Source organism: Lacticaseibacillus suibinensis (assembly GCF_003946175.1).
GTDB classification, from domain to species: Bacteria; Bacillota; Bacilli; order Lactobacillales; family Lactobacillaceae; genus Lacticaseibacillus; species Lacticaseibacillus suibinensis.
This window is the reverse complement of the sequence record NZ_RHOK01000010.1, coordinates 1-18926: the sequence shown is the minus strand read 5'-3', so window position 1 is coordinate 18926 and position 18926 is coordinate 1. Positions and strand designations below refer to the sequence as shown.

Below are 18926 nucleotides of genomic sequence, written 5' to 3'. Positions count from 1 at the left end.
TCATCGGAAACAGTCAGCTTTTTTGTGGTTTGAGGTGGGTTAATTGGATGGGGCGCTGATCTTGCCTTTGCGAATGCTGACCGGCTCGGTGCCATTCACGCCGCCAGCGTAATTCTGGGTGATGAAATGCAGGTTCACCGTCAAACCGACCAAGTATTGATGTTCCCCTTGAGGTCGCAGCGAACCGGCGAGGGTGCTGGACGAGCGCTTATCTAGCTGGCTGAAAATGGTGAAGATTTCACTTGGCAAGCTGGCCTGATTGGTGCTTTGCTTGGTATAAAGCACGGCCTGACCAGTGGCATTGACCGCAACCATTTTGGATGGGGTCAAGAAGACATACAAGTTGTTGTAGACGTCGCCGCTGGCTAGGCTCTGATGGCTGAGTTTAACTTGCGCCTTGCTGAGCTGGGTTTGCCGCAGCTGATAGGCGATTTTGGTGTAAAGCGTTTTGGTGCTGTACTGGCCGAGGTTCTCAATTTGGCCGCGAGTATAGGCCCCATTTTGGGCGGCGAAGAGCTGGCCGTTTTTGACCACAGCGGTTTGGCCGGCTTTGGTTTGCCAGGTGCCTGTAATGGCGGCGGGTTTCACCACTTGATTGCTGGCGTAGGCCATTTTGCGGGTGAACCTGTTGCCGCGATTGATGACGCCGCCGGTTTCGCCAGTCGTGTAAGCCATTTGCACAGCGTATAGACTATCGCCTTGAATCAGATAGCCCACTGGGCTTTGGGCAATGGTGCCATCCGCTTCTTTGATGTAAACCAGGTCGTTACGGCTGGTGATTTGTTTCGTGGCGCCCAAAGTCTTGAGGGTGCGGTTGATTTGCTTCACCGTTGCCCATTTGGTTTTGATTTTGGGGTTGGGATTTTTGACCTTCGCCACGCCTGCCTTCACCGCCTGATAGGTGGTTTGGCTTTGGGCGGCCCCGTGATAAAATTTGCCGGCGTCTGTGACCCAGGGGCTGAGCTGTTTAGCGGCCTGAGCGGTTTCACTGCCGAGACTAGCGCTGGCGGTTTGAGTGGCCGTGGCGGTTTGCACCTCGCGCCAAACCTGGTCACTTTGGGCCAGTACCGCGGTGGTATGTTGGTAAACGGCCGCGGTCGACGGCGCCTTTTTGCAGGCGGCAAGCAGGCCAGCTGCGGCGACCGTCAGCAACATCAGAATCGTTTTTTTCACGTTTTTTCTCCTATTAGGCTTCGCTATCGCCATCATGCGAAGAATCGGCTGGCTTGTCAATCCAATTCGCGTCAGCTCGGCGAGTCGCAAGAAATGTTTAGGCATTCGGCATAGAAAAGTCATACTTGTCAGGCAGAATTTTCTTATCAGCTGGCAAAGAAAAAGTCCGCATCGGTTGAAACCTCAACCAACCCGGACTTGATGATGGAGACGACGTCCATGGCAGAACTAAGTTATAGCAGGCGTTACATCACGTTTTGTCCAACTGACGTCCAATCAGTTTTCCAGACTTTCCAAGGCCTCCAGGGCAAGATTGTTCTCTTTTTCCCGATTATCATCAAGCATGTGTGAATACACGCGCAAAGTGATGGTAATGTCAGAATGCCCGAGCCGTTTTGAGATGTAGTAGATATCGACGTTCCTGCTGAGCAGAAATGACACATGGGAATGGCGCAGTCCGTGAAAGGTAATTCGGGCAGACAGTGGCCGGTCCATTTTTTTCTCCACCCGATCTTCAATGGCCCTGAGCGCTTTATTGGCAGCAGCATTTGTCGGCACAGTGTTCTGCTTATTACGAAACACCATTTGTAGATCATCACGCCTCCCTGTGCGAATATAGTACGCGGTCTGCTCTGACTTGATCCTGTGCAGTAGCATCATGGCCTCCGGAGTTAGGCTGACCGTTCGCACGCTGGAGGGTGTCTTGGTGGGCTGGAACCCTTGGCCAAAGTGATAGTCCCACGTTTTGTTGATGTTGATTGAGGAGGTGCCCCAATCAACATCACCCCATGTCAGACCGACCAGCTCGCTGTACCGGGCACCACTAACCGCGCCAAGATAAATTAAGCAGTTAGAGATGTTATTGTAGCTGGCGTGGCTGAGTGCATCGGTCATGATAGCTTGCAGTTCATCAGCTTGCAGAAACTTATCTGCCTCACTTTTACCACGACTACCAGACAGCTCAACATTTAGGGTGAAGTCAACAGAAATCAGTTGATCGTTGATGGCGTTCTTGACCATTGATCGGACATAGCCATTTAACCGCTGAGCGGTAGACCGGCTGCGGGTTTCACCGAATTGGTTCATGAAGTCCTGCCATTCGGAAGGTCTCACTTCCCGCAGAAGCCGGTTGCCGAACCCGGCACGCAACTCTTTTCCAATAATGGGATAACGCTTCTCTGTTATCATAGTGTGCTTGCCAGTCTTGTAGCGGGCAACCCAAGCATCCCAGTAGTCAGCTAGGGTAACGTCACGATTAGAGAGGTCGCCGCCATTACGCTTGGCTTTCTCTACTTCTTCGGCCGCTGCGGAAGCTAGCTGCTTGGTGCGGAAGCCACCGTGTGACACGATTTTTTGCTCACCATCTTTGTCTAGGTAAGAAACTCGGTATTCCCACTTGCTGCTACGTTTCCGAAATGATGCCATGATTTCACCTCCGTGTGCTATACTGGGGTACGCAAAGAGCGTACTCGTGGTGCTGTTTGCCCTAGCGTCTACCCGACCGGCCATGGTGTGGGGTAGGCGCTTTTTCTATACTATATTGGAACAGCAATTTCATTGGCTATGATGTAATGCTAGCTTTTATGAGTTTCATAATATGGTCCTCCTTTATGTATGGCAAATTATTGGTTTGATTTTGGGCCATACACATGCTTAATGAATTGTGGCGTTTCAGAAAGCTTACTTTTATTCTTGATTTTCTTTATTGATACAACAATACAATTATTAAGCTCAACTTTTTCTTTGGCAGTAAACTCTTGTGAATTTGAAATATCGAGCAAGACGGAACACTCGTACTTTTTTACTGGCACGGCTTCGAAATTAGTCCACTTCTTATCCTCAAACTTATAAATGCTAACTATTACAGAGTTTTCCATAAGCGTTCCTCCAATAAATCGTTTTAGGCATTGATTGGATAAGTGGTTCAACGCCCGTTGGTCGGCTCGCACGACCATGCCGCTAGACGGGTTTTGTTGCGCAGGTGCTACTTATCTGTGTGGCGCCAGTGGAATATGAATAGCAACGAAGACACTATTAGCATGATTGCCCCGTTGAATAGCTGCTGGTAGAGGTAGATACCGGGCTGTGCGGACTTGTCGAACCAGATCAGCGATGAAATACCAGATACAACGGTGTATAGCGAAATCAAAGCAACTACAAGACAAACCAAGCATGCTGCATACATATATAAGTTCTTGATCTTCATGTCGATTCTCCTTTCAGATTAACGCCCACGGCACGTCCTGCCCGTGCCTGCTGCTTGGTGGGTTAGTTCAGCACAACGCCTATGATGCTTATATCTTCGGGATCTAGGTATCTGTCGGGATACTTGTCATTCAGTGAGTGTAGAACAATTTTCTTTTGTTGATAATCGCGGGACACCTGCTTGAATGTGACGCCCTCGTCGGCCACACGGACAACGGCCAGATCGCCATCGTCTATTGTGTCTTGCCAGCGAACAAATATCTGCGAATACTTCGGGTAGTCTGGCTCCATCGAGTCGCCTTCAACGGTCACGATTTCATCTGCACTAGCTGGGATGTCGTCAACATTGACGCGCGTCCTACGCACCTCAGCGTCCTGTGCATCGCCATCGATTGGAGCACCGGCGGCTGTGCCACGCCCGCACACAATCTCACGCTGTTCAGTGAACGGGACGACGTGCTCGTTTTGCTGCTCGTTAAGCTGCTTCTCTGCGTACGTGTAAACTTTCTGCTGACGTTCAGGGTGGAGCTTCCTTACTGTTGAAATGTGATTAGCTTCTTTTGAAGAAAGTGTTCTCTGAATTTCATTTTTTAAATTGACGGCATCGAAAGCTGCACGAGAATCATCGTCGTCAATTCCCAGAACAAAGAAAGGGTTAATGTTCAGCTCATTGGCCAACTTATTTAAAACGTTGACGGGCATTTTTTCTATTTCTCCGGATTCATACCTATATATGGTGGTTTTAGAAACACCAATCCGCTTCGCTAGTTCCTCGGCAGAAAGACCGGCATTAATACGGCGTTGCTTTAGTACGGCTCTTATGCGCTCTATTGGCCATCTATTTGCCATGGTGATCACCTCTTGAGGAAATTCTATATCAAATGGTGCATAATTGCAACAAACTTGTAGTTGCATAAACGCACTTGCCGATATATGATTAAAACATAAAAGGTGCAGGAACGCACCAGAAGGGAGGACACCAAAATGCACGTTAATACGCTTAAGCTCAAAGGTAAAATTGTCGAACGACAAATGACACAAGAAGGCGTTGCCAAAGAAATCGGAATCGATCGTAGCAGTTTCTACCGAAAGATGAAAAAGGGCGGCGAAACATTTACCGTTGGCGACATTCATTCGATGATTCTTACCCTAAATCTAGGAACCGCAGAAATTATGGATATTTTTTTTGATGAAAAAGGTGCAGAAACGCACCTTATGCAGGAAGCCGTGTAAAAAGGGGGGCAGAACCATGGACTACGTTATCTACTACAAGGGCAAGCGAAAGCCCTATGCGGTCGATGGAGAGAACGTTCCGATTCTATCGGGATCAACATCAAGCCCAGCGATGCTCATTCCAATGCGAGATGAAGAAAAACGGAAAATCCAGAAGGACTTCCCGCAAACCATTGGCAATCTATTCATGCACATTGACGGCGTTGAGTTCAACTTAGACTCGATGACGGACAAGCAAAAAGTGACGCCCCGCACGGACGCCACCAAATGGCTCTTTGAACAAAGCACGGTTGAAAACCTTCAACGCCTTGGATTGAACGAACAACAGATTGATGCCGTGAAGACGTTTGTGGAGGCGCTCCATGAACAACGATGACCGATTACGCATATCACTTGCTGTCATAGCTATATTTCTCTCAGTGCTATCTCTGGTGTTAGCTTACTTTGGTTTATAACCAAATTCGCCTTAACGTTTCCGCTATTTCCAAAGAGCACCAATTCAATTTCAGCCGTTCTATCGAACGCAACTTTTTCGCGATTTACAAATTCTAACAGAAGGCCGTCAGAACTCTGCGGTGCAATTTTCACTGGGAACTCGCTTGAGTATTGTTTACCCTCGTCGGGCCTGTCGGCAAAATAGTGCTTGTGGCGATACAAGCGCACCCCGTTCAACGTTGCGCCATAAATTGAAAGCGATGTTGTTGAATAATTCGCAACGACAACGTATGCCCACGTGGCGTTTTCAAGCGTTGGAATGGTGATAATTTCTTTAATTTTTGCCGATTGCCGCGAACGATATAACGGCACAGACAGTGCGAGAAAACTGATGACTAAGGCGATTGCTGAAATCCATTTTGACCAATCCATTTTTTCACCTCCTTCCCACCAGATTATCTGCCAAGGGGAGGCCAAAAGAAAGAAGGAAACAAATTGAATGAACCACAACTGTTTGATTTTCACGGGCAACAGGTTCGCACCGTGTTGGTCGACAATCAACCAATGTTTGTCGGCAAAGATGTCGCCGAGGTGCTTGGCTATCAAAACGGTAGCCGGGACATCAATGCACATGTTGACGCTGAAGACAGGCTGAAGTACCAAATCAGTACCTCAGGTCAGGACCGAATGATGACCGTCATCAACGAGTCCGGCCTGTATAGCTTAGTTCTCTTAAGCAAGCTTCCGAACGCAAAAGAGTTCAAGCATTGGGTTACGTCAGAAGTCCTCCCATCAATCCGCAAGCATGGTGCATATATGACGCCTGAGACGATTGAGAAAGCAATCCTCAATCCAGACTTCATCATCGGCTTGGCAACTCAGCTCAAGGACGAGCAAGCCAAGACGGCGGCACTTACGGCCGATAACGAGACGATGAAGCCCAAAGCGTTGTTCGCAGACGCGGTAGCCACCAGTCACACAACTATCTTGGTCGGTGATCTTGCCAAGGTGCTCAAACAGAACGGCATTGATATTGGTGCCAAGCGGTTGTTCGCCTGGTTACGTGAAAAAGGTTATCTGATCAAACGGATTGGTGCTGACTATAACTCGCCGACACAACGAGCGATGGAGCTAGGCTTGTTCGAGGTCAAGGAAACGGCGATCAGTCACTCGGACGGCCATGTAACAGTTCAGAAGACCCCAAAGGTAACCGGCAAAGGTCAGCAGTATTTTATCAACAAGTTTCTACAGACTAACGAACCACAAACAGCCTAAGGAGGCAATTAATATGAAAACAGGATTTTTCAAGACTAACTATTCCAATCGCAAAGGCAAGTATACCTGCCGGTGGATCATGATTTTTGGTAAGTGCTTATTCGTCCAACACAAAAAGGTGGCTTAGGCCACCTCATTACTGATTAAAGCTTTACCCAATTAGTGCCGTTGCACGACGGACATGGTGGAAGCGTGTCCGAAGACTGGTCGAGAGTGATGATCTCGCCACAGTTGGTGCACTTATAATTGCCGGCACCCGGTTTATCGCCAGTATGATACATGAAATTCGCCTCCTTTGTTTGAGATGTGACTATTATCTCACTAATGAAGTAAGCGCAACCATTCTAGAAGGAGAAAATAAAAATGATAGACAAAAACGTCGGCGACCTAATCACTGTGTCGCGGCATGACTTGGAAGAACTTATCCGACAACGTGTTGCCGAGGCTATCCGACAGCCCACCGGTTTCACAGCGAACACGTTATTTACTGGGATTGCGGTAGACACAAACGACATTGCAACAATCAACAAGCGCCACGGAATGCCCAAAGACCGATTCGGAGTACCTGGTTCGGTTTATAGCAGGCATCAATATGATGACGGGAACATTATTAGAAATGATGGATTTAGTGCAAAAGAACTGCATGACAAGCTTCGTTTCTTAGCGCTTGCGGTAGTCGGAGAAACGAAGAATGGACTGGTTACACGCGCTGACATCGCGACAGTACGAGAGGCGTACTCGAAATTTAGGGATGAGTTCTTGGCCCTATATGACGATCGAGCTGCGAAGCTTGCCCAGGAGTGGAAGTAGTCAATTAAGGAGGCCGTATAGATGAAACTGACAATTGAAGGTACCACAGATGAGATTAAAAAAGTGCTCCAAGCTATTTACGGTAGCGAGGAGCACGAAGAAGCAAACAAGTTGGCAAAATATATCACGCGTCAGGGTCGTGCAAATAACCGGCGTCGGCGAGGGCTTCTATAAGACGGCGAGTGTAAATCGTCGTATAGTCGCGGCTCTCCTGCATCATCCATTGTGCGAAGTCACCTATACCAATTTTGCCATCATCATCGGTATAGTCGGCCACACGTTCTTGCAGTTTCTCCGTCGTTAAATCTGTGGCGTAGATGTCATCGTTAATGGTCTCGATGATAGCAGTCAACTTATTAGAATCGAGTTTCATTTTATCACCTCCTTTCGAGGTGAATTATCTCACAAAAAGGAGGCATCAGATATGCCACCCACATTAGACCTGATGCCATTAATTCAGGAGGCAATCAAAACAGCCGTGGATAGAGCCGTTGCCGACCATCTTAAGCACGAACCTGACTACCGCCGCTGGTGGTCAGCGAAGGAAGTGCAAGAACGCTATGGCATCACGCCAACCTGGCTGAGCGAGCACATCCTCAACCAGCCGCGGTTCCAACGACAACTTGACGGGTTCGCATTCAACTACCATGGCCAGATGGGCTGGCGGTTCGAACCGCTGGCGTTCAGCGAGTTCATGCGGAAAGAGTTCCGCAACATAGCAAAGGAGGCTAAGTCATGATGCAACAACTCATCGAATTTGTATTATCATACCCGCGGGCCATTCCGGCGGTTATCATGGCGCTCATGATCGGTTACTTCATACGTGATCCAAGGGGGTACTTCGAATGATGCGCGATCAATTCCGCGAGGCTGAACTATCACGCCAGCACGAAGCCGAAGGGGATCCGCAACAGTTTGAAGACTGGAAGGGCAACCCGATCGATGAAAGCCGCGACTATCTCGACTTCCACGGCGAACTGGTTCTGCTAGACGAACTGGAAGACTATGTACGCGACGAACTGGGGGCGACAGACTATGAACCTTAGCACATATGAACGCCTGCGCCGCATCAGGAACCTAGCGATTATTCGCGGCAACGGATACGAATGGATGGAGAAACTAGCGTGGATGAAGATGCAGGAAACCATGAAGGAAGGTGAAACGAAATGATTGTGTACTTAACACCGCAAGAAATCATGCAAGTGCTACTAGACAATGTCAGCAATGCTAAGGCAGACGTTGGTGAGTCAAATGGCGACAATCCATACGCAGTCGGCAAGCTTTCTGAAGCGATTGGCGTGTATACGCAGGTTGTGAACATGAACGAAAGCAAGCGCCGTGAATTGCTTGAAGACACGCAAAAAGCCGCCGGCATTCAGGCCAACGACTAGAAAGGAAACCAAGGGGTATGAACATATTATACGACCTAACAGATAAATTGACCAGCCTACAACGACAAGCAGAAAGCGGCAACGCTGATCCACAAGCGATTGCTGACACGATGGAAATGGTTGAGGGTGACTTTGAAGACAAGGCAGTCGGCTATGTCAAGGTTTACAAATCAATTGACGCGGACGTCAAAGAGATTGACGCCGAAATCAAGCGTCTGCAAGAACGCAGATCTAGCTTCAATAACAATGCTAATACGATTAAGCAACGGCTAGTGCAGGCAATGGTTGAAACCGGGCACGAACACATCAAGACGCCCCTGTTCACCATCTACACACGGCGGACAGTCAGCGTGCAAGCACCAGAAGACCCGAACCAACTGCCGCAGGAGTTCATTAAGACCACGTTGGCGGTCAACAAAGCCGACTTGAAGAAAGCATTGCAATCTGGCCGTGACGTACCGAACGCACGGCTGGTCGAAAACGTGTCACTGGGGGTGCGGTAGATGGCAGAAGATAAGCAGGAAGCCACTCAAGAAATGTCTGAACAGAAGGGACTAAATATTGTCCAGAAGCTTGTGATGGCAAGCAAGATGATTAAACCTGTGGCCAAAGATGGCGAGAATTCATTCAATAACTACCGGTTTCAGTCTGAAGCCGCCATTAAGGCCGCGGTAAAGCCGGCGCTAGAAGCAACCGGGTTAATGATCATTCCTTCATACGAAATGCTCAATCAGGAAGATCGGCAGGGGCGTAAAGGAAGCAACCATTATGTTGACGTACTTGGCCGTTATGACATCACAGACGGTCACGAAACGTTGCACGGATCAATGCTTGGCAGCGGCCAAGATACCGCTGAGAAAGCGATGATGAAGGCCGCCACGGCTGCGCAGAAGAACTTCTATAAGCAGTTATTTAACATTAGCGATCAAGAAACAGATGGAGATGCTGACGAAAGTCCACGTTCAACAGACAAGACAAATGCTCCCGTTGCGTCTGCGCAAGATAGGGCCACGTTCAGGCAATTGCTGGCTGACTTCGCGGTGAAAGACGGTTCCCAGCCGAATGATCTCTACAAGAGTATTGCCAGTTCTGCTGGAGTCACAACAAGGTTCACTGAGTTATCTGAGGCTGAACTCGGTAAGTTAAAGATTGCACTCAGCAAGATTACGGGGTGATCGTTTGCTACTCAACGGGAGCATTGAAAAGCTGAGCGGTGATGAGCTTACTGTCAGGCTAAACAAAATGCCTGACACACTGCGGTTACATCAACTTGCGAACGGCAAGAAGCCAAGTGTCGCCGTTGAGGTTGAAGACGGACGGAGTATCAGCCCTGACCAGCGTAAGAAGATATGGGCACTGATCAACGATTATGCGCTATACACGGGGTATTCACCACTTGAGATGGAGGCCTGGACTAAGGCGTTCTACATGGCTGAAACGGGGTCCGAATATTTCTCAATGTCTAATTGTTCGATGAGTAAAGCCAGTGAGTACCTGAGCTATGTTATCACGTTTGGCTTTGACCACGGCTTGCCATGGAGCACCAAACATATGGACTCAATACCAGACGACTATCCCCTGATGATGCAGTGTCTTAAACATCGCCTGTGTGTGATCTGTGGTAAGCATGCGGATATTGACCACGAGCCGCCGCTTGGAGCAGGACGCAACCGCAATGACGTAGACAACCGGCTATACAAGTTTATGCCGCTTTGCCGAGTGCATCACACAATTCGGCACCAAAAAGGCATCAATTGGTTTATGGATTTCTACAAGATAAAGCCGGTGAAACTGGACGAAGAAACGTTAGTCAGTCTCCGGCTCAATACGAGAAAACAATTCGAAAAATTTGATGGGAGGAATTAGTAATGATTAATAACGTATCACTGACGGGTCGTCTGACCCGTAATGCCGAATTGAAATACACGCAAGGTGAGACCGCTGTAGCCCAGTTCACGCTGGCAGTTAGCCGCCAGTTTACGAATCAACAAGGCGAACGAGAGAGCGACTTCATCAACTGTGTGGTTTGGCGCAAGAGTGCTGAAAACTTCTCCAAATTCACGCATAAGGGTTCGCTCGTTGGCGTAGAGGGGCATATTCAAACGCGCACGTACGACAACAAAGAGGGCCAGAAAGTGTATGTGACTGAGGTCGTCGTTGAGAACTTCGCGTTGCTTGAACCGAGGTCTCAGGCGGCTAACCAAGCACCAACCAACAGTAGCCAGCCAGCAAACGTCGCAGATGATGATGGCCTTCCCTTCTAGATTGAGGTGATTACATGGCAGACGGAGGCTGGATCAAGGTATATCGGAAAATACGCCAGTCCTTCGTATGGACTGACGCAAATCAGTTAAAGCTATGGCTGTTAATTTTGATGAAGGCATCTCACGATGGCAATCGTTTCCTATTTAACGGTCAGCAGGTGGACGTGACAAGCGGTCAACTGGTCACGGGAGCCCACGCATTGGCGTTTGAGTTCAACAACGGGGTACCTCGTGACAATCAAGTGGCATGGCGAAAGGTCTGGCGCTGGGTAAAACGATTTGAAAATGAAGGCATGTTGACAATCAAGTCAAACAACAAATACAGCGTCATTACTGTAGTTAACTACCCTCAATATCAGAGCAGTGACAACCCAATGACAACCCAACGACAATCCACTGACAACCCAGTGACAACAATCAAGAATGCTAAGAATGCAAAGAATGCTAATAAAAGAGATAGTCAGCATTCCCGCAAGCGGGAATATGCCGACGACTCCCCGGAACTGATCGAAGCGACCTACCTCTGGGAGAAAATCAAAAGCAACAATCCAGAGCACAGGAAGCCGAACCTGCAAGCGTGGGCAAATGACATTCGCAAGATGCACGAGATCGACAAGCGACCATTCGACAAGATCCATCGCATGATCGACTGGTGCCAGTCTGATACGTTCTGGCAAACGAATATCTTGAGTGTCGCTAAGCTGCGTGAGAAGTACGACACCATGAAGGCGCAGGCTAACCGGCCATACATCTCAAGACGTGCGCCTGCGAGACAGGAGGCCACGCCAGAATGGATGCAAGAAGGCTACAAAGCACCTAAGCAAGAGGTCAGCGCAGACGCTAAAGCGGAGCTGGCGGAGCAACTCAAGGAATTAGAACAACTTAGGAGTAGAAATGCAACCAGCAGTTAAATTAACTATTCCCGGTGAACCGGTTGCTCAAGGACGGCCTAGGTTTTCTCGGCGAGGAAAGTATGTAAGTACGTATGATCCGCCCAAGTCTAAAGCGTACAAGGAGTACGTCAAGCAGATTGCACGGCAGGAGCTCCATATTGAGCCTATGACGGGTTCTATCAGGATAAGCGTGAAAGTATACAGGGGCATTCAAAAAGCCGGTAGCAAGCTTACTAAGCGGCAAAAACAGGACGGCATCATTAGGCCAACTGTTAAACCGGATACAGACAACTATTACAAAGCGGTGTCTGATGCGCTGACCGGGATTGTATGGGTAGACGACAACCAAATCGTTGAGATGCACGTCAGCAAGTGGTACAGCGACACACCGCGGGTAGAAATTGAGGTAGAGGAACTATGAGTTATCAAGTTATTGGCTTCGAGAGCGGTAAGTCTTACTTCACGGCAAAATACAAAGAACTTTGCTATCAGTGGATTAACCGGCAATCAAAGCGAGGTAATGCACGGAGCGACAAGCAAAGAGTACACATCACACTGAGCGAGCCCGTTATAGTGTCGAAAATCGGCTACGAGTCATGAAAGGCGAAATTATGAAAAATAATCCGAAAGCAAATGCGGCGGTGCGGATCTTTAACTATCTAGACTGGCACCATATCGAAGTTAAGGACTTCGCACGTGCAATTGGACATTCGGCCGGGGCAGTCAGCAATTTTGTCAATCGAGACAGGCTTGACCAGCTTGGCTCGCCAGCGCTTCATGAGTGTGCCAAGGTGATGAATATTACTTTTGACGAGCTTGTGAGTCCCATCGGGCCTGAATACTACGAGGAGAACAAGCAATGGATGATTTCGTGAGTTTGGTCGTCACGGTGTGGAAGTATTGGGACATTGCCACGGTAGCTGCCATTTACATCATTGGCTGGGCAGCATGGGAGATTGGGAGGAAGCAAGCATGACAGATAAAGCAAAGCTGTATGCAGTGAAGAATGAAAAGGGTGAGTGGTTTGATTTTTACGATGAAAAGTTTTGGCCGAGTGAAGCCTGCATCTGGACTACAAACGGGAACCATGAATATGCAAATCGCATTGCTTTCGAACGCGGCGGCCACGTGGTCGCGCTAGTCGAGAAGCCGGAGCCAGAAGTGGTGAGCCAGAATGAAGCGAAGATGCTAAAAGAGGCTTTGAAAGACGACAACTACGGTGCCGGTTTAATCTCTGACTATGTGGATGAGCATTGGGACGACTATGGGAGCTTAAACCGCACACACATTCAAGACCGCCTCATGCGCGCCTACGCCAATGGCTACACGGTGGCGAAGGAGAAACGGTATCAACTTAAAGTGCCATATGCTGACGGTTGGATTTTCCAGAAGTATTCACCGGAGTCAAAGCTCAAACACCACAATCGCAGTGACACATTCCCAGTTCGAAATACTGGATTAATTGGTCGCCAGCTTGAATTGACCTGGTTCACCGCGGCTGAGATTCAGCAATACGGATTGCAGGACTGCGAGATGAACATGTGGAGAGAAGGATAACGATGAGTGAGGAGACGAAGCGGGACGTGTTCGAGTATTATCTCGACATGATAAAGGCGCTTAAAGACCCATTAGCTGCTGAATGTGTGAATGAGGCACGACAGCGTTACGCCGCCGCACTGGACAACGCAGAACAGGCAGATTGCCCGTACTGCCGCGACGATAACCCTAAGCCCCTGCGTGACACTGGACGCTACATGGTCAGGATCGTGGATGATCAGCTATTGATGCGTGACAAATATGACGGGCACGAACCGCACATCAACTTGCGCATTCTAATTCAGCGATACCCGATGTGTGGCCGCAATCTACCTGAGGTGGAGAAATGACTGAGACGAAGCGGGACGTATTAAATAAATTATTAGCAGCTTACCTTGAAGACGAAAAACGTCTTGATAAACTCGTCAATGAACCAGATGAACACATTCCAGAATTGGACTTTATGTATTTTAAAAAAAGTTATGATGCCGCTCTGCCAGATGATCTGCCGGTGATTCCGAAAGCGGTAAGTGATGCAATCAAGTTTTATTGGACGACTTATGGCAGCGAAAAAGGTTTAACGGATTTACTGTTTGATCTAGTTGAACCATGGCGTATCGGTGTGGAAAAGGTTGTTTCAGCAATTCATGAAGATATTAGAAAATATTATCTCCTGCATAGTGATGTAATAGCCCGTGCGTGGCTGTACGGTGTCTGGCGCGTTGAGGAAACTGGCGAAATCGTGAAACTGGAGGCGAAGGTGCGAGATGAGAATTAATCTAGCTGAATACTTTAAGGGTGGCTTCTCGATCGGTCGTGGATTTGGCACCGATGAGCTTCTCCTTGATAAGAAACGCACCAAGGACCATGTGCTTGCCTTCCAGTGATATGACGCGAACCTAATGCCTGTACCCGACATCAGCACTTGGAGCGAAAAGGGGCGGAAACGTGTCTTAGATGTTGTGCGAGAGCGCACCAATGCGATCAATGCCGAAGTGTGGGTGGACGATATGAAGGTCAAGGACTATATCCCGGAGGTGCGAGATGAGACAGATTAAGTTTCGCGAGTGGGATCCAGAGCGCGAAAAAATGTATGGCAAAGGCCACGGCATGAGCTATTCCGACCGGCTGGAGTCAGACAATGCGACTATGTTTGTCTTCGACCACGAAGAGTCAGACGACAATCGCGAGGAAGAAAAAGATATGAACGGCGTACCGTTCCGGCGGATCATGCAGTACACCGGCCTGCACGACAAGAACGGGCGGGAAATCTATGAAGGCGACATCGTTCGGAGCAAACCGAGAAGGCAGCATGAAAAATCGTTTGTGGGGGCTGTTCACTACGGACGAGTTGACCCATCGTTTACCATCCACGATAAGGATGGCCACGACTTTCGGCTGTATTATAGCGGGGAATATCGTACCTACGAGGTCATCGGGAACATATTTGAGGACAAACAGCTACTGGAGGTGGCCGAGCATGACGAAGACTGAAACCGTGAGTGCGGTTCTATGCGACATGGAGGCAGAAGGCCTGCGGCTAACCGGAAACGTCAATCGGAATGTTGACCGCATTGTCGGGACGACGCTCCTCGCGTGGGAGCGCAGGTTGCAGCAGGCGTACTGCCACTTGGAGGAAGACTACGACATTCACACAGACCTAGATGGTGACCGCTACCAGCTCATGACCGGCCGCGAGTTTATTGCCGCGTTGGCGGACGATGCGATACAAGATGAGCCTATCGGAGATTCATACCCCGACATTTCAGAAATAATTCCAGATGTGCAGTACAAAGCCTACTTGGATGGCAACGCCGGGGGACTGAGCGGCGAGTGGGAGGAAGTATGAGCTTATATGATTATCTTGGATTCAAATTCTGGTTCGAGATCGCTGCTACAATCATTGGATTAACCGCGCTAGCTATCTGGCTAATTTACAACTGGTGGCATGATCGTTGATTGCCGTCATGCTGTTCATAGCCTTGGTGGGCGTGTGGTTCTGGGCTAATTGGGAAAGGAGTGATGCGCAAGTGAGAAAGACAACAGCTAGTGCTGTGAGCCCGTGGGATTATGAAGCATCTGTGGCCGAAGCTGACAATGTGCTAGAAGACTATCGCAGACGAAAACAGCGGTCACGTGTGAAAGCCTCGATCAAGTCGCCATCGCTTGATGGCATGCCAAGGTCGCCATCAATCGGCAACGTTATGGAAATAAAGATTACCAACCATTTGGATGATGAAACGTACGTAGAAGTCTGTGAAAAGACAATCGAGTGCATCGAAGATGATGCTCGGCGAAACATACTGAAAGACTATTACATTAAGCGACCCATTGCCGTAGAAATGTTGATTGCGGATTCTGGATATGAGAAAAGCGGGTACTACGATGCTCTTAAGGACGCGCTTTATACCTTTGCCGGACTATGGCCGGTCGGTGACCATGGATTGCTGGTCCGGACAAACAGCGGACAAACACCGGACAAAGAGCGGACAAAGACTGGACATCTGCCCTGAAATTGCATGTTATTATTGTATTGTGCCAAAGGTGGGAACCAGAGGCACGCCTTCTTTCTTGGTTTATGTCGGTCTGTGGTGATGATAAAGCCATGGACAGGTCACCCCGATATGGAAGCCACGCACGGCTGCCGGTCCGATTCCGGCACGGGGAATAGCTTGCGATGACCCCATACTAAACTGGGAGAGCGAGCAAACACAATTGGCCAGTGTAAGAAGACACACTTACACCGGATGACAGATCTGTCGTTAGCGGCCTAGCGCGGTATCTAGGATTCGTGTCGTGTCGCTGTGGCGGAATAGGTAGACGCTTAGTTGATGATCATCATGCCGGGTGCAAATCCCGACCAGCGATAGAACCGGTAAAGCCCGGCGTGTTTGCTAGCACGGATAATGGGCGAATATAAAGCGTGGTCACATGCCTTGCACTTCAAGGCAATGTGGGAACCACCGAAACCGAGGGCTCAGAAACCATCGCCTCGGATAGCATGGAGTGAGAGTAGCCAATTGGTACGGCACCCCGTCATCAGGCGGGCAATATGCGGGTTCGATTCCCACCTCTCACATAGTCAAGGATAGCAACCACAGAGCCTTTGGATGGTGGGACTTTGTGAGTTTGCCAAGACTAATTGACACCTTCATATGATGAGCGGGGTCGCACCCTGCATACTGCATTGCTTCGGTCAGCAGTGAAGCCCGGTGAAAGTCCGGCACAATCTGGGCTGGTCAATCTCGCCAGAAGTCGTCGCTGGGAAGTACGACCGGTGGCGCATTATGCGAGCAACAGACGATGAGGGAAGGCATTGGTACCGGTTAAGCAATGCTGAAACAGGGCGGTGCAACTCCGTCCGCTCGCTTACGTAGATGTAGCTCAATCGGTAGAGCGCGCAACTTATAATTGCGTGGGTGCAGGTTAAAGCCCTGCCGTCTACACTCACCTCAACGTAGTATTCCAGTTCATGCTGGAGTACTATTTTTTTGAGGTGATAAGAATGAAATACGATTTAAATGATTACGCACATGATTGGAACTCAGGAACAATACGAAGTGCAAGTTTTACATGTGGATATTGTGGAGAACGTGTAAACAGTGAGAAGGGGATGTCTTTGGGATATCATGACAAGTATGGTAACTACAAAACATCACAGCCAGCGGGTATTTATATATGCACATCATGTAACTTGCCAACTTTTATAGGAAAGGACAAGGAGGGCATGGAAATTCAGGTTCCAGGTAAAAACTTCGGCAATTCTGTTCAAAACGTCGAACCAGATGTAAATGAGATTTATGAAGAAGCGCGATCTGCATATTCTGTTGGGGCATATACTGGTGTCATTCTGTTATGCAGAACCTTACTAGACCACGTGGCTGTTAGTTTCGGGGCGAAAGATAATCAAAGCTTTCAATTTTATGTAGATTATCTTGCAGACCATAATTATGTCACTACGAACAGTACTAAATGGATTGATGCTATTCGTAAGTATGGAAATGCAGCAACGCATCGACTAGTTATTAATACACAGCAGCAGGCTGAACTGATAATCAAATTTTGCGAAATGTTACTTAAGTCTAATTTCGAGTATCCGGCATTGCTGGGTGCAATGGATGAGCAGAAAAACAATTAGACGCTTAGGCGTCTTTTTATTTATGCAAGCACTCCGCCAAACGGTGAGGTGCTATTTTTGTGCAAACAAATAGCCGGCAAATGCCGGCCAAGAGATTAATCTTTATCGAACTTTTCTTTTACATCATCAACGGTATCTTTAACGGCATCTTTGGCATCGTCTAATTTTTCTTTTACTTTGCCAAGCATGCCTTCAGCCTTACCTTGTGCTTCACGGGCCTTATCACCAGTAACTTTACCTTCAACTTCTTTGGCTTTACCGGAGATTTTGTCCTTAGTGCTATCAACTTTACCATCTAAGCTCATAGATATTACCTCCTTTTGGTGTACCATCATTGTCCTATATTTGGAGTTATATTGCAAACAACTTATTTTTGGAGGCGAGGACTTGAAACTGTATTTAGTGACACACGAATTTTGATACGCCGATCAATGGGAAGGCGGATCCGAAGAGGTTGACGTTGTATTTGCAGCCACGGATAAAGCCAAGCTAGATGATTATGTATCTTCTAGGAATGTCAGCCCCGAAGATGTGGTCGAGATTGAGCTTGATAAGGACTATTGGGAAGATGACAGCTCATCCACGTGCGTGGCATCATGGTGGGAAGAAGGGCCGTGTTATGACGACCCAATGGACATCTAGTTTAAATTTTAGGAGGCGAGTAGATGCAATGGACAGATGAACAAATCAGTGGCATTAGGAAGCTCGCCTCTGAAGGCTTTACCAGACGCGAGACAGCAGACAAGCTAGGAATTAGCTACGATGCAGTCCAGAAGAAATCGCGGCGGCTTGGAATTGAGTTTCAATCACCCATGCCTAATGAATATGACTCAGATGGTACAAATACAAAGGCTACATCCGCTGACAGAAAAGTCGCTCTTAATGCTGATGGTAGCCAAACAGTCACGGCCTTAATGAGACTCAAGCATGAGCCAAATAAAGACCCACGAACTTTGATGGAGTTGTGTGGATACGATCCTGATAAGTTCGAGATGGTCTTAGGCGACTACAAAGTGTATGAGCAGCATAGTACCGAAGACGGCATAGTTCCGCAGTACAGCATTCATATTCGCGTAAAGCCGAAACAAGGCTTATCGATAAGTGAAATGGCTGAAGCGTTCAACACCAAAATAATTCCGGTCAATTACGGCATGAAGAAATCTGGCGATCGCAACCTAGTTATCCCATTGCCTGACCTGCATTTTGGCTGGACAACATTCGCCGATCTAAAAGACATGGTGAGCCAACTTAGAGAGATCATCATGGACGGCTACAACGAGATTGTGATCGAGCAGTTGGGAGATCTGTTCCATAGTGATCAGATTCATGCAACACAAACGGTTAGAGGAACACAATTAGATCACGCAAACATGCGTCAGGCATTCCATGATGCTGTGAAGTTGTTTGATCAGATTATTCCGCTGCCTCAATTTTCAAGTCAAGTGCAACGATGATAACGAATTCTTGATAGTGGTCTAGGCTGTTACGCCATGCATCGGTAGTAATCGCATGGGCGAAGATAGTTCAGAATACGTCTGGGACGATGGTTCAGTGCGGATTGGACTGCTTGAAT

30 protein-coding genes, 2 tRNA genes and 1 pseudogene are annotated in these 18926 nt (G+C 48.3%); 25 read left to right on the top strand and 8 right to left on the bottom strand.

Going from position 1 to position 18926, the window contains the following annotated elements:
* Positions 1 to 39: 39 nt before the first annotated feature.
* From EKM90_RS06370 to EKM90_RS06355, 4 genes are all read right to left on the bottom strand, one after another.
* Entirely contained in the window at positions 40 to 1173 is a 1134-nt protein-coding gene (locus tag EKM90_RS06370; protein ID WP_125580828.1) for a hypothetical protein, read from the bottom strand.
* Positions 1174 to 1449: 276 nt separating this feature from the next.
* A complete protein-coding gene (locus EKM90_RS06365; RefSeq protein WP_164507886.1) occupies positions 1450 to 2598 on the bottom strand; it encodes a site-specific integrase in 1149 nt (382 codons plus the stop codon).
* A gap of 197 nt (positions 2599 to 2795) precedes the next feature.
* Entirely contained in the window at positions 2796 to 3050 is a 255-nt protein-coding gene (locus EKM90_RS06360) for a hypothetical protein (RefSeq protein ID WP_125580824.1), read from the bottom strand.
* Between the two features lie 391 nt (positions 3051 to 3441).
* Complete coding sequence (locus tag EKM90_RS06355; RefSeq protein ID WP_225422753.1) at positions 3442 to 4227, bottom strand: helix-turn-helix domain-containing protein; 786 nt, start codon at positions 4225 to 4227, stop codon at positions 3442 to 3444.
* Positions 4228 to 4362: 135 nt separating this feature from the next.
* Between EKM90_RS06355 and EKM90_RS06350 the strand changes: the two genes are divergently transcribed.
* On the top strand, positions 4363 to 4611 hold the full coding sequence (locus EKM90_RS06350) for an XRE family transcriptional regulator (RefSeq protein ID WP_125580820.1): 249 nt from the start codon (positions 4363 to 4365) through the stop codon (positions 4609 to 4611).
* A 16-nt stretch (positions 4612 to 4627) separates the two neighbouring features.
* Entirely contained in the window at positions 4628 to 4987 is a 360-nt protein-coding gene (locus EKM90_RS06345) for a hypothetical protein (RefSeq protein WP_125580818.1), read from the top strand.
* 29 nt (positions 4988 to 5016) lie between these two features.
* Here EKM90_RS06345 and EKM90_RS06340 read toward each other — a convergent pair whose 3' ends face one another.
* Positions 5017 to 5478, bottom strand: coding sequence for a hypothetical protein (locus EKM90_RS06340; RefSeq protein WP_125580816.1), 462 nt, complete (start codon positions 5476 to 5478; stop codon positions 5017 to 5019).
* Positions 5479 to 5541: 63 nt separating this feature from the next.
* Between EKM90_RS06340 and EKM90_RS06335 the strand changes: the two genes are divergently transcribed.
* The gene (locus tag EKM90_RS06335; RefSeq protein WP_125580814.1) at positions 5542 to 6321 is read left to right on the top strand and encodes a phage antirepressor; all 780 of its coding nucleotides are present in this window, start codon (positions 5542 to 5544) and stop codon (positions 6319 to 6321) included.
* Between the two features lie 143 nt (positions 6322 to 6464).
* Here EKM90_RS06335 and EKM90_RS06330 read toward each other — a convergent pair whose 3' ends face one another.
* Entirely contained in the window at positions 6465 to 6635 is a 171-nt protein-coding gene (locus EKM90_RS06330) for a zinc ribbon-containing protein (protein ID WP_225422758.1), read from the bottom strand.
* 49 nt (positions 6636 to 6684) lie between these two features.
* On the opposite strand from EKM90_RS06330, the gene EKM90_RS06325 reads away from it, so the two are divergent.
* Positions 6685 to 7131: a hypothetical protein gene (locus tag EKM90_RS06325; RefSeq protein WP_125580810.1), complete on the top strand. Its 447-nt coding sequence runs from the start codon at positions 6685 to 6687 to the stop codon at positions 7129 to 7131.
* 124 nt (positions 7132 to 7255) lie between these two features.
* Here EKM90_RS06325 and EKM90_RS06320 read toward each other — a convergent pair whose 3' ends face one another.
* Positions 7256 to 7504, bottom strand: coding sequence for a hypothetical protein (locus tag EKM90_RS06320; protein WP_125580808.1), 249 nt, complete (start codon positions 7502 to 7504; stop codon positions 7256 to 7258).
* Positions 7505 to 7555: 51 nt separating this feature from the next.
* Here EKM90_RS06320 and EKM90_RS06315 point away from each other — a divergent pair, with 51 nt between their 5' ends.
* The 20 genes and pseudogenes from EKM90_RS06315 (at position 7556) to EKM90_RS06225 (ending at position 17353) form a co-directional block, all read left to right on the top strand.
* On the top strand, positions 7556 to 7870 hold the full coding sequence (locus EKM90_RS06315; RefSeq protein WP_125580806.1) for a DUF771 domain-containing protein: 315 nt from the start codon (positions 7556 to 7558) through the stop codon (positions 7868 to 7870).
* A 106-nt stretch (positions 7871 to 7976) separates the two neighbouring features.
* On the top strand, positions 7977 to 8177 hold the full coding sequence (locus EKM90_RS06310) for a hypothetical protein (RefSeq protein ID WP_125580804.1): 201 nt from the start codon (positions 7977 to 7979) through the stop codon (positions 8175 to 8177).
* The gene (locus EKM90_RS13125; protein WP_263852868.1) at positions 8167 to 8301 is read left to right on the top strand and encodes a hypothetical protein; all 135 of its coding nucleotides are present in this window, start codon (positions 8167 to 8169) and stop codon (positions 8299 to 8301) included. The genes EKM90_RS06310 and EKM90_RS13125 overlap by 11 nt, the downstream gene beginning before the upstream one ends.
* Positions 8298 to 8522 carry a hypothetical protein gene (locus tag EKM90_RS06305; RefSeq protein WP_125580802.1) on the top strand — a complete coding sequence of 75 codons (225 nt, stop codon included), beginning with the start codon at positions 8298 to 8300 and terminating at the stop codon, positions 8520 to 8522. The genes EKM90_RS13125 and EKM90_RS06305 overlap by 4 nt, the downstream gene beginning before the upstream one ends.
* A gap of 17 nt (positions 8523 to 8539) precedes the next feature.
* Positions 8540 to 9025 (top strand): siphovirus Gp157 family protein, encoded by a 486-nt coding sequence (locus EKM90_RS06300; protein WP_125580800.1) that lies wholly within the window; start codon positions 8540 to 8542, stop codon positions 9023 to 9025.
* Positions 9026 to 9697 carry an ERF family protein gene (locus EKM90_RS06295; protein ID WP_225422751.1) on the top strand — a complete coding sequence of 224 codons (672 nt, stop codon included), beginning with the start codon at positions 9026 to 9028 and terminating at the stop codon, positions 9695 to 9697.
* 67 nt (positions 9698 to 9764) lie between these two features.
* Positions 9765 to 10388, top strand: a complete 624-nt coding sequence (locus EKM90_RS06290; RefSeq protein WP_164507885.1) for a putative HNHc nuclease — start codon at positions 9765 to 9767, stop codon at positions 10386 to 10388.
* Positions 10389 to 10390: 2 nt separating this feature from the next.
* Positions 10391 to 10753 (top strand): annotated as a pseudogene (gene ssb, locus EKM90_RS06285) (single-stranded DNA-binding protein); the annotation flags it as partial.
* Positions 10754 to 10800: 47 nt separating this feature from the next.
* Entirely contained in the window at positions 10801 to 11697 is an 897-nt protein-coding gene (locus tag EKM90_RS06280) for a replication protein (protein ID WP_125580794.1), read from the top strand.
* The gene (locus EKM90_RS06275; RefSeq protein ID WP_125580792.1) at positions 11681 to 12100 is read left to right on the top strand and encodes a RusA family crossover junction endodeoxyribonuclease; all 420 of its coding nucleotides are present in this window, start codon (positions 11681 to 11683) and stop codon (positions 12098 to 12100) included. Before EKM90_RS06280 ends, EKM90_RS06275 begins: the two co-directional genes overlap by 17 nt.
* 175 nt (positions 12101 to 12275) lie before the next feature.
* Positions 12276 to 12554 (top strand): helix-turn-helix domain-containing protein, encoded by a 279-nt coding sequence (locus tag EKM90_RS06270; protein WP_164507884.1) that lies wholly within the window; start codon positions 12276 to 12278, stop codon positions 12552 to 12554.
* A gap of 97 nt (positions 12555 to 12651) precedes the next feature.
* Positions 12652 to 13236, top strand: coding sequence for a DUF1642 domain-containing protein (locus EKM90_RS06265; RefSeq protein WP_164507883.1), 585 nt, complete (start codon positions 12652 to 12654; stop codon positions 13234 to 13236).
* A 2-nt stretch (positions 13237 to 13238) separates the two neighbouring features.
* Positions 13239 to 13565 carry a hypothetical protein gene (locus EKM90_RS06260; RefSeq protein ID WP_125580786.1) on the top strand — a complete coding sequence of 109 codons (327 nt, stop codon included), beginning with the start codon at positions 13239 to 13241 and terminating at the stop codon, positions 13563 to 13565.
* Positions 13562 to 13993, top strand: coding sequence for a hypothetical protein (locus tag EKM90_RS06255; RefSeq protein WP_125580784.1), 432 nt, complete (start codon positions 13562 to 13564; stop codon positions 13991 to 13993). The genes EKM90_RS06260 and EKM90_RS06255 overlap by 4 nt, the downstream gene beginning before the upstream one ends.
* A 266-nt stretch (positions 13994 to 14259) precedes the next feature.
* Positions 14260 to 14709, top strand: coding sequence for a YopX family protein (locus EKM90_RS06245; RefSeq protein WP_125580782.1), 450 nt, complete (start codon positions 14260 to 14262; stop codon positions 14707 to 14709).
* Positions 14696 to 15064, top strand: a complete 369-nt coding sequence (locus EKM90_RS06240) for a hypothetical protein (RefSeq protein ID WP_125580780.1) — start codon at positions 14696 to 14698, stop codon at positions 15062 to 15064. The genes EKM90_RS06245 and EKM90_RS06240 overlap by 14 nt, the downstream gene beginning before the upstream one ends.
* Positions 15065 to 15170: 106 nt before the next feature.
* Positions 15171 to 15728 (top strand): ArpU family phage packaging/lysis transcriptional regulator, encoded by a 558-nt coding sequence (locus EKM90_RS06235; RefSeq protein ID WP_125580778.1) that lies wholly within the window; start codon positions 15171 to 15173, stop codon positions 15726 to 15728.
* Between the two features lie 493 nt (positions 15729 to 16221).
* A tRNA-OTHER gene (locus EKM90_RS12795) sits at positions 16222 to 16294 on the top strand.
* Between the two features lie 294 nt (positions 16295 to 16588).
* Positions 16589 to 16661: transfer RNA gene (locus EKM90_RS06230), tRNA-Ile, on the top strand.
* 59 nt (positions 16662 to 16720) lie between these two features.
* The gene (locus tag EKM90_RS06225; protein WP_125580776.1) at positions 16721 to 17353 is read left to right on the top strand and encodes a DUF4145 domain-containing protein; all 633 of its coding nucleotides are present in this window, start codon (positions 16721 to 16723) and stop codon (positions 17351 to 17353) included.
* Between the two features lie 95 nt (positions 17354 to 17448).
* Here EKM90_RS06225 and EKM90_RS06220 read toward each other — a convergent pair whose 3' ends face one another.
* The gene (locus tag EKM90_RS06220; protein ID WP_125580774.1) at positions 17449 to 17658 is read right to left on the bottom strand and encodes a CsbD family protein; all 210 of its coding nucleotides are present in this window, start codon (positions 17656 to 17658) and stop codon (positions 17449 to 17451) included.
* Between the two features lie 360 nt (positions 17659 to 18018).
* Here EKM90_RS06220 and EKM90_RS06210 point away from each other — a divergent pair, with 360 nt between their 5' ends.
* Entirely contained in the window at positions 18019 to 18807 is a 789-nt protein-coding gene (locus tag EKM90_RS06210; RefSeq protein WP_125580772.1) for a GcrA family cell cycle regulator, read from the top strand.
* The last annotated feature ends 119 nt before the right edge of the window (positions 18808 to 18926 follow it).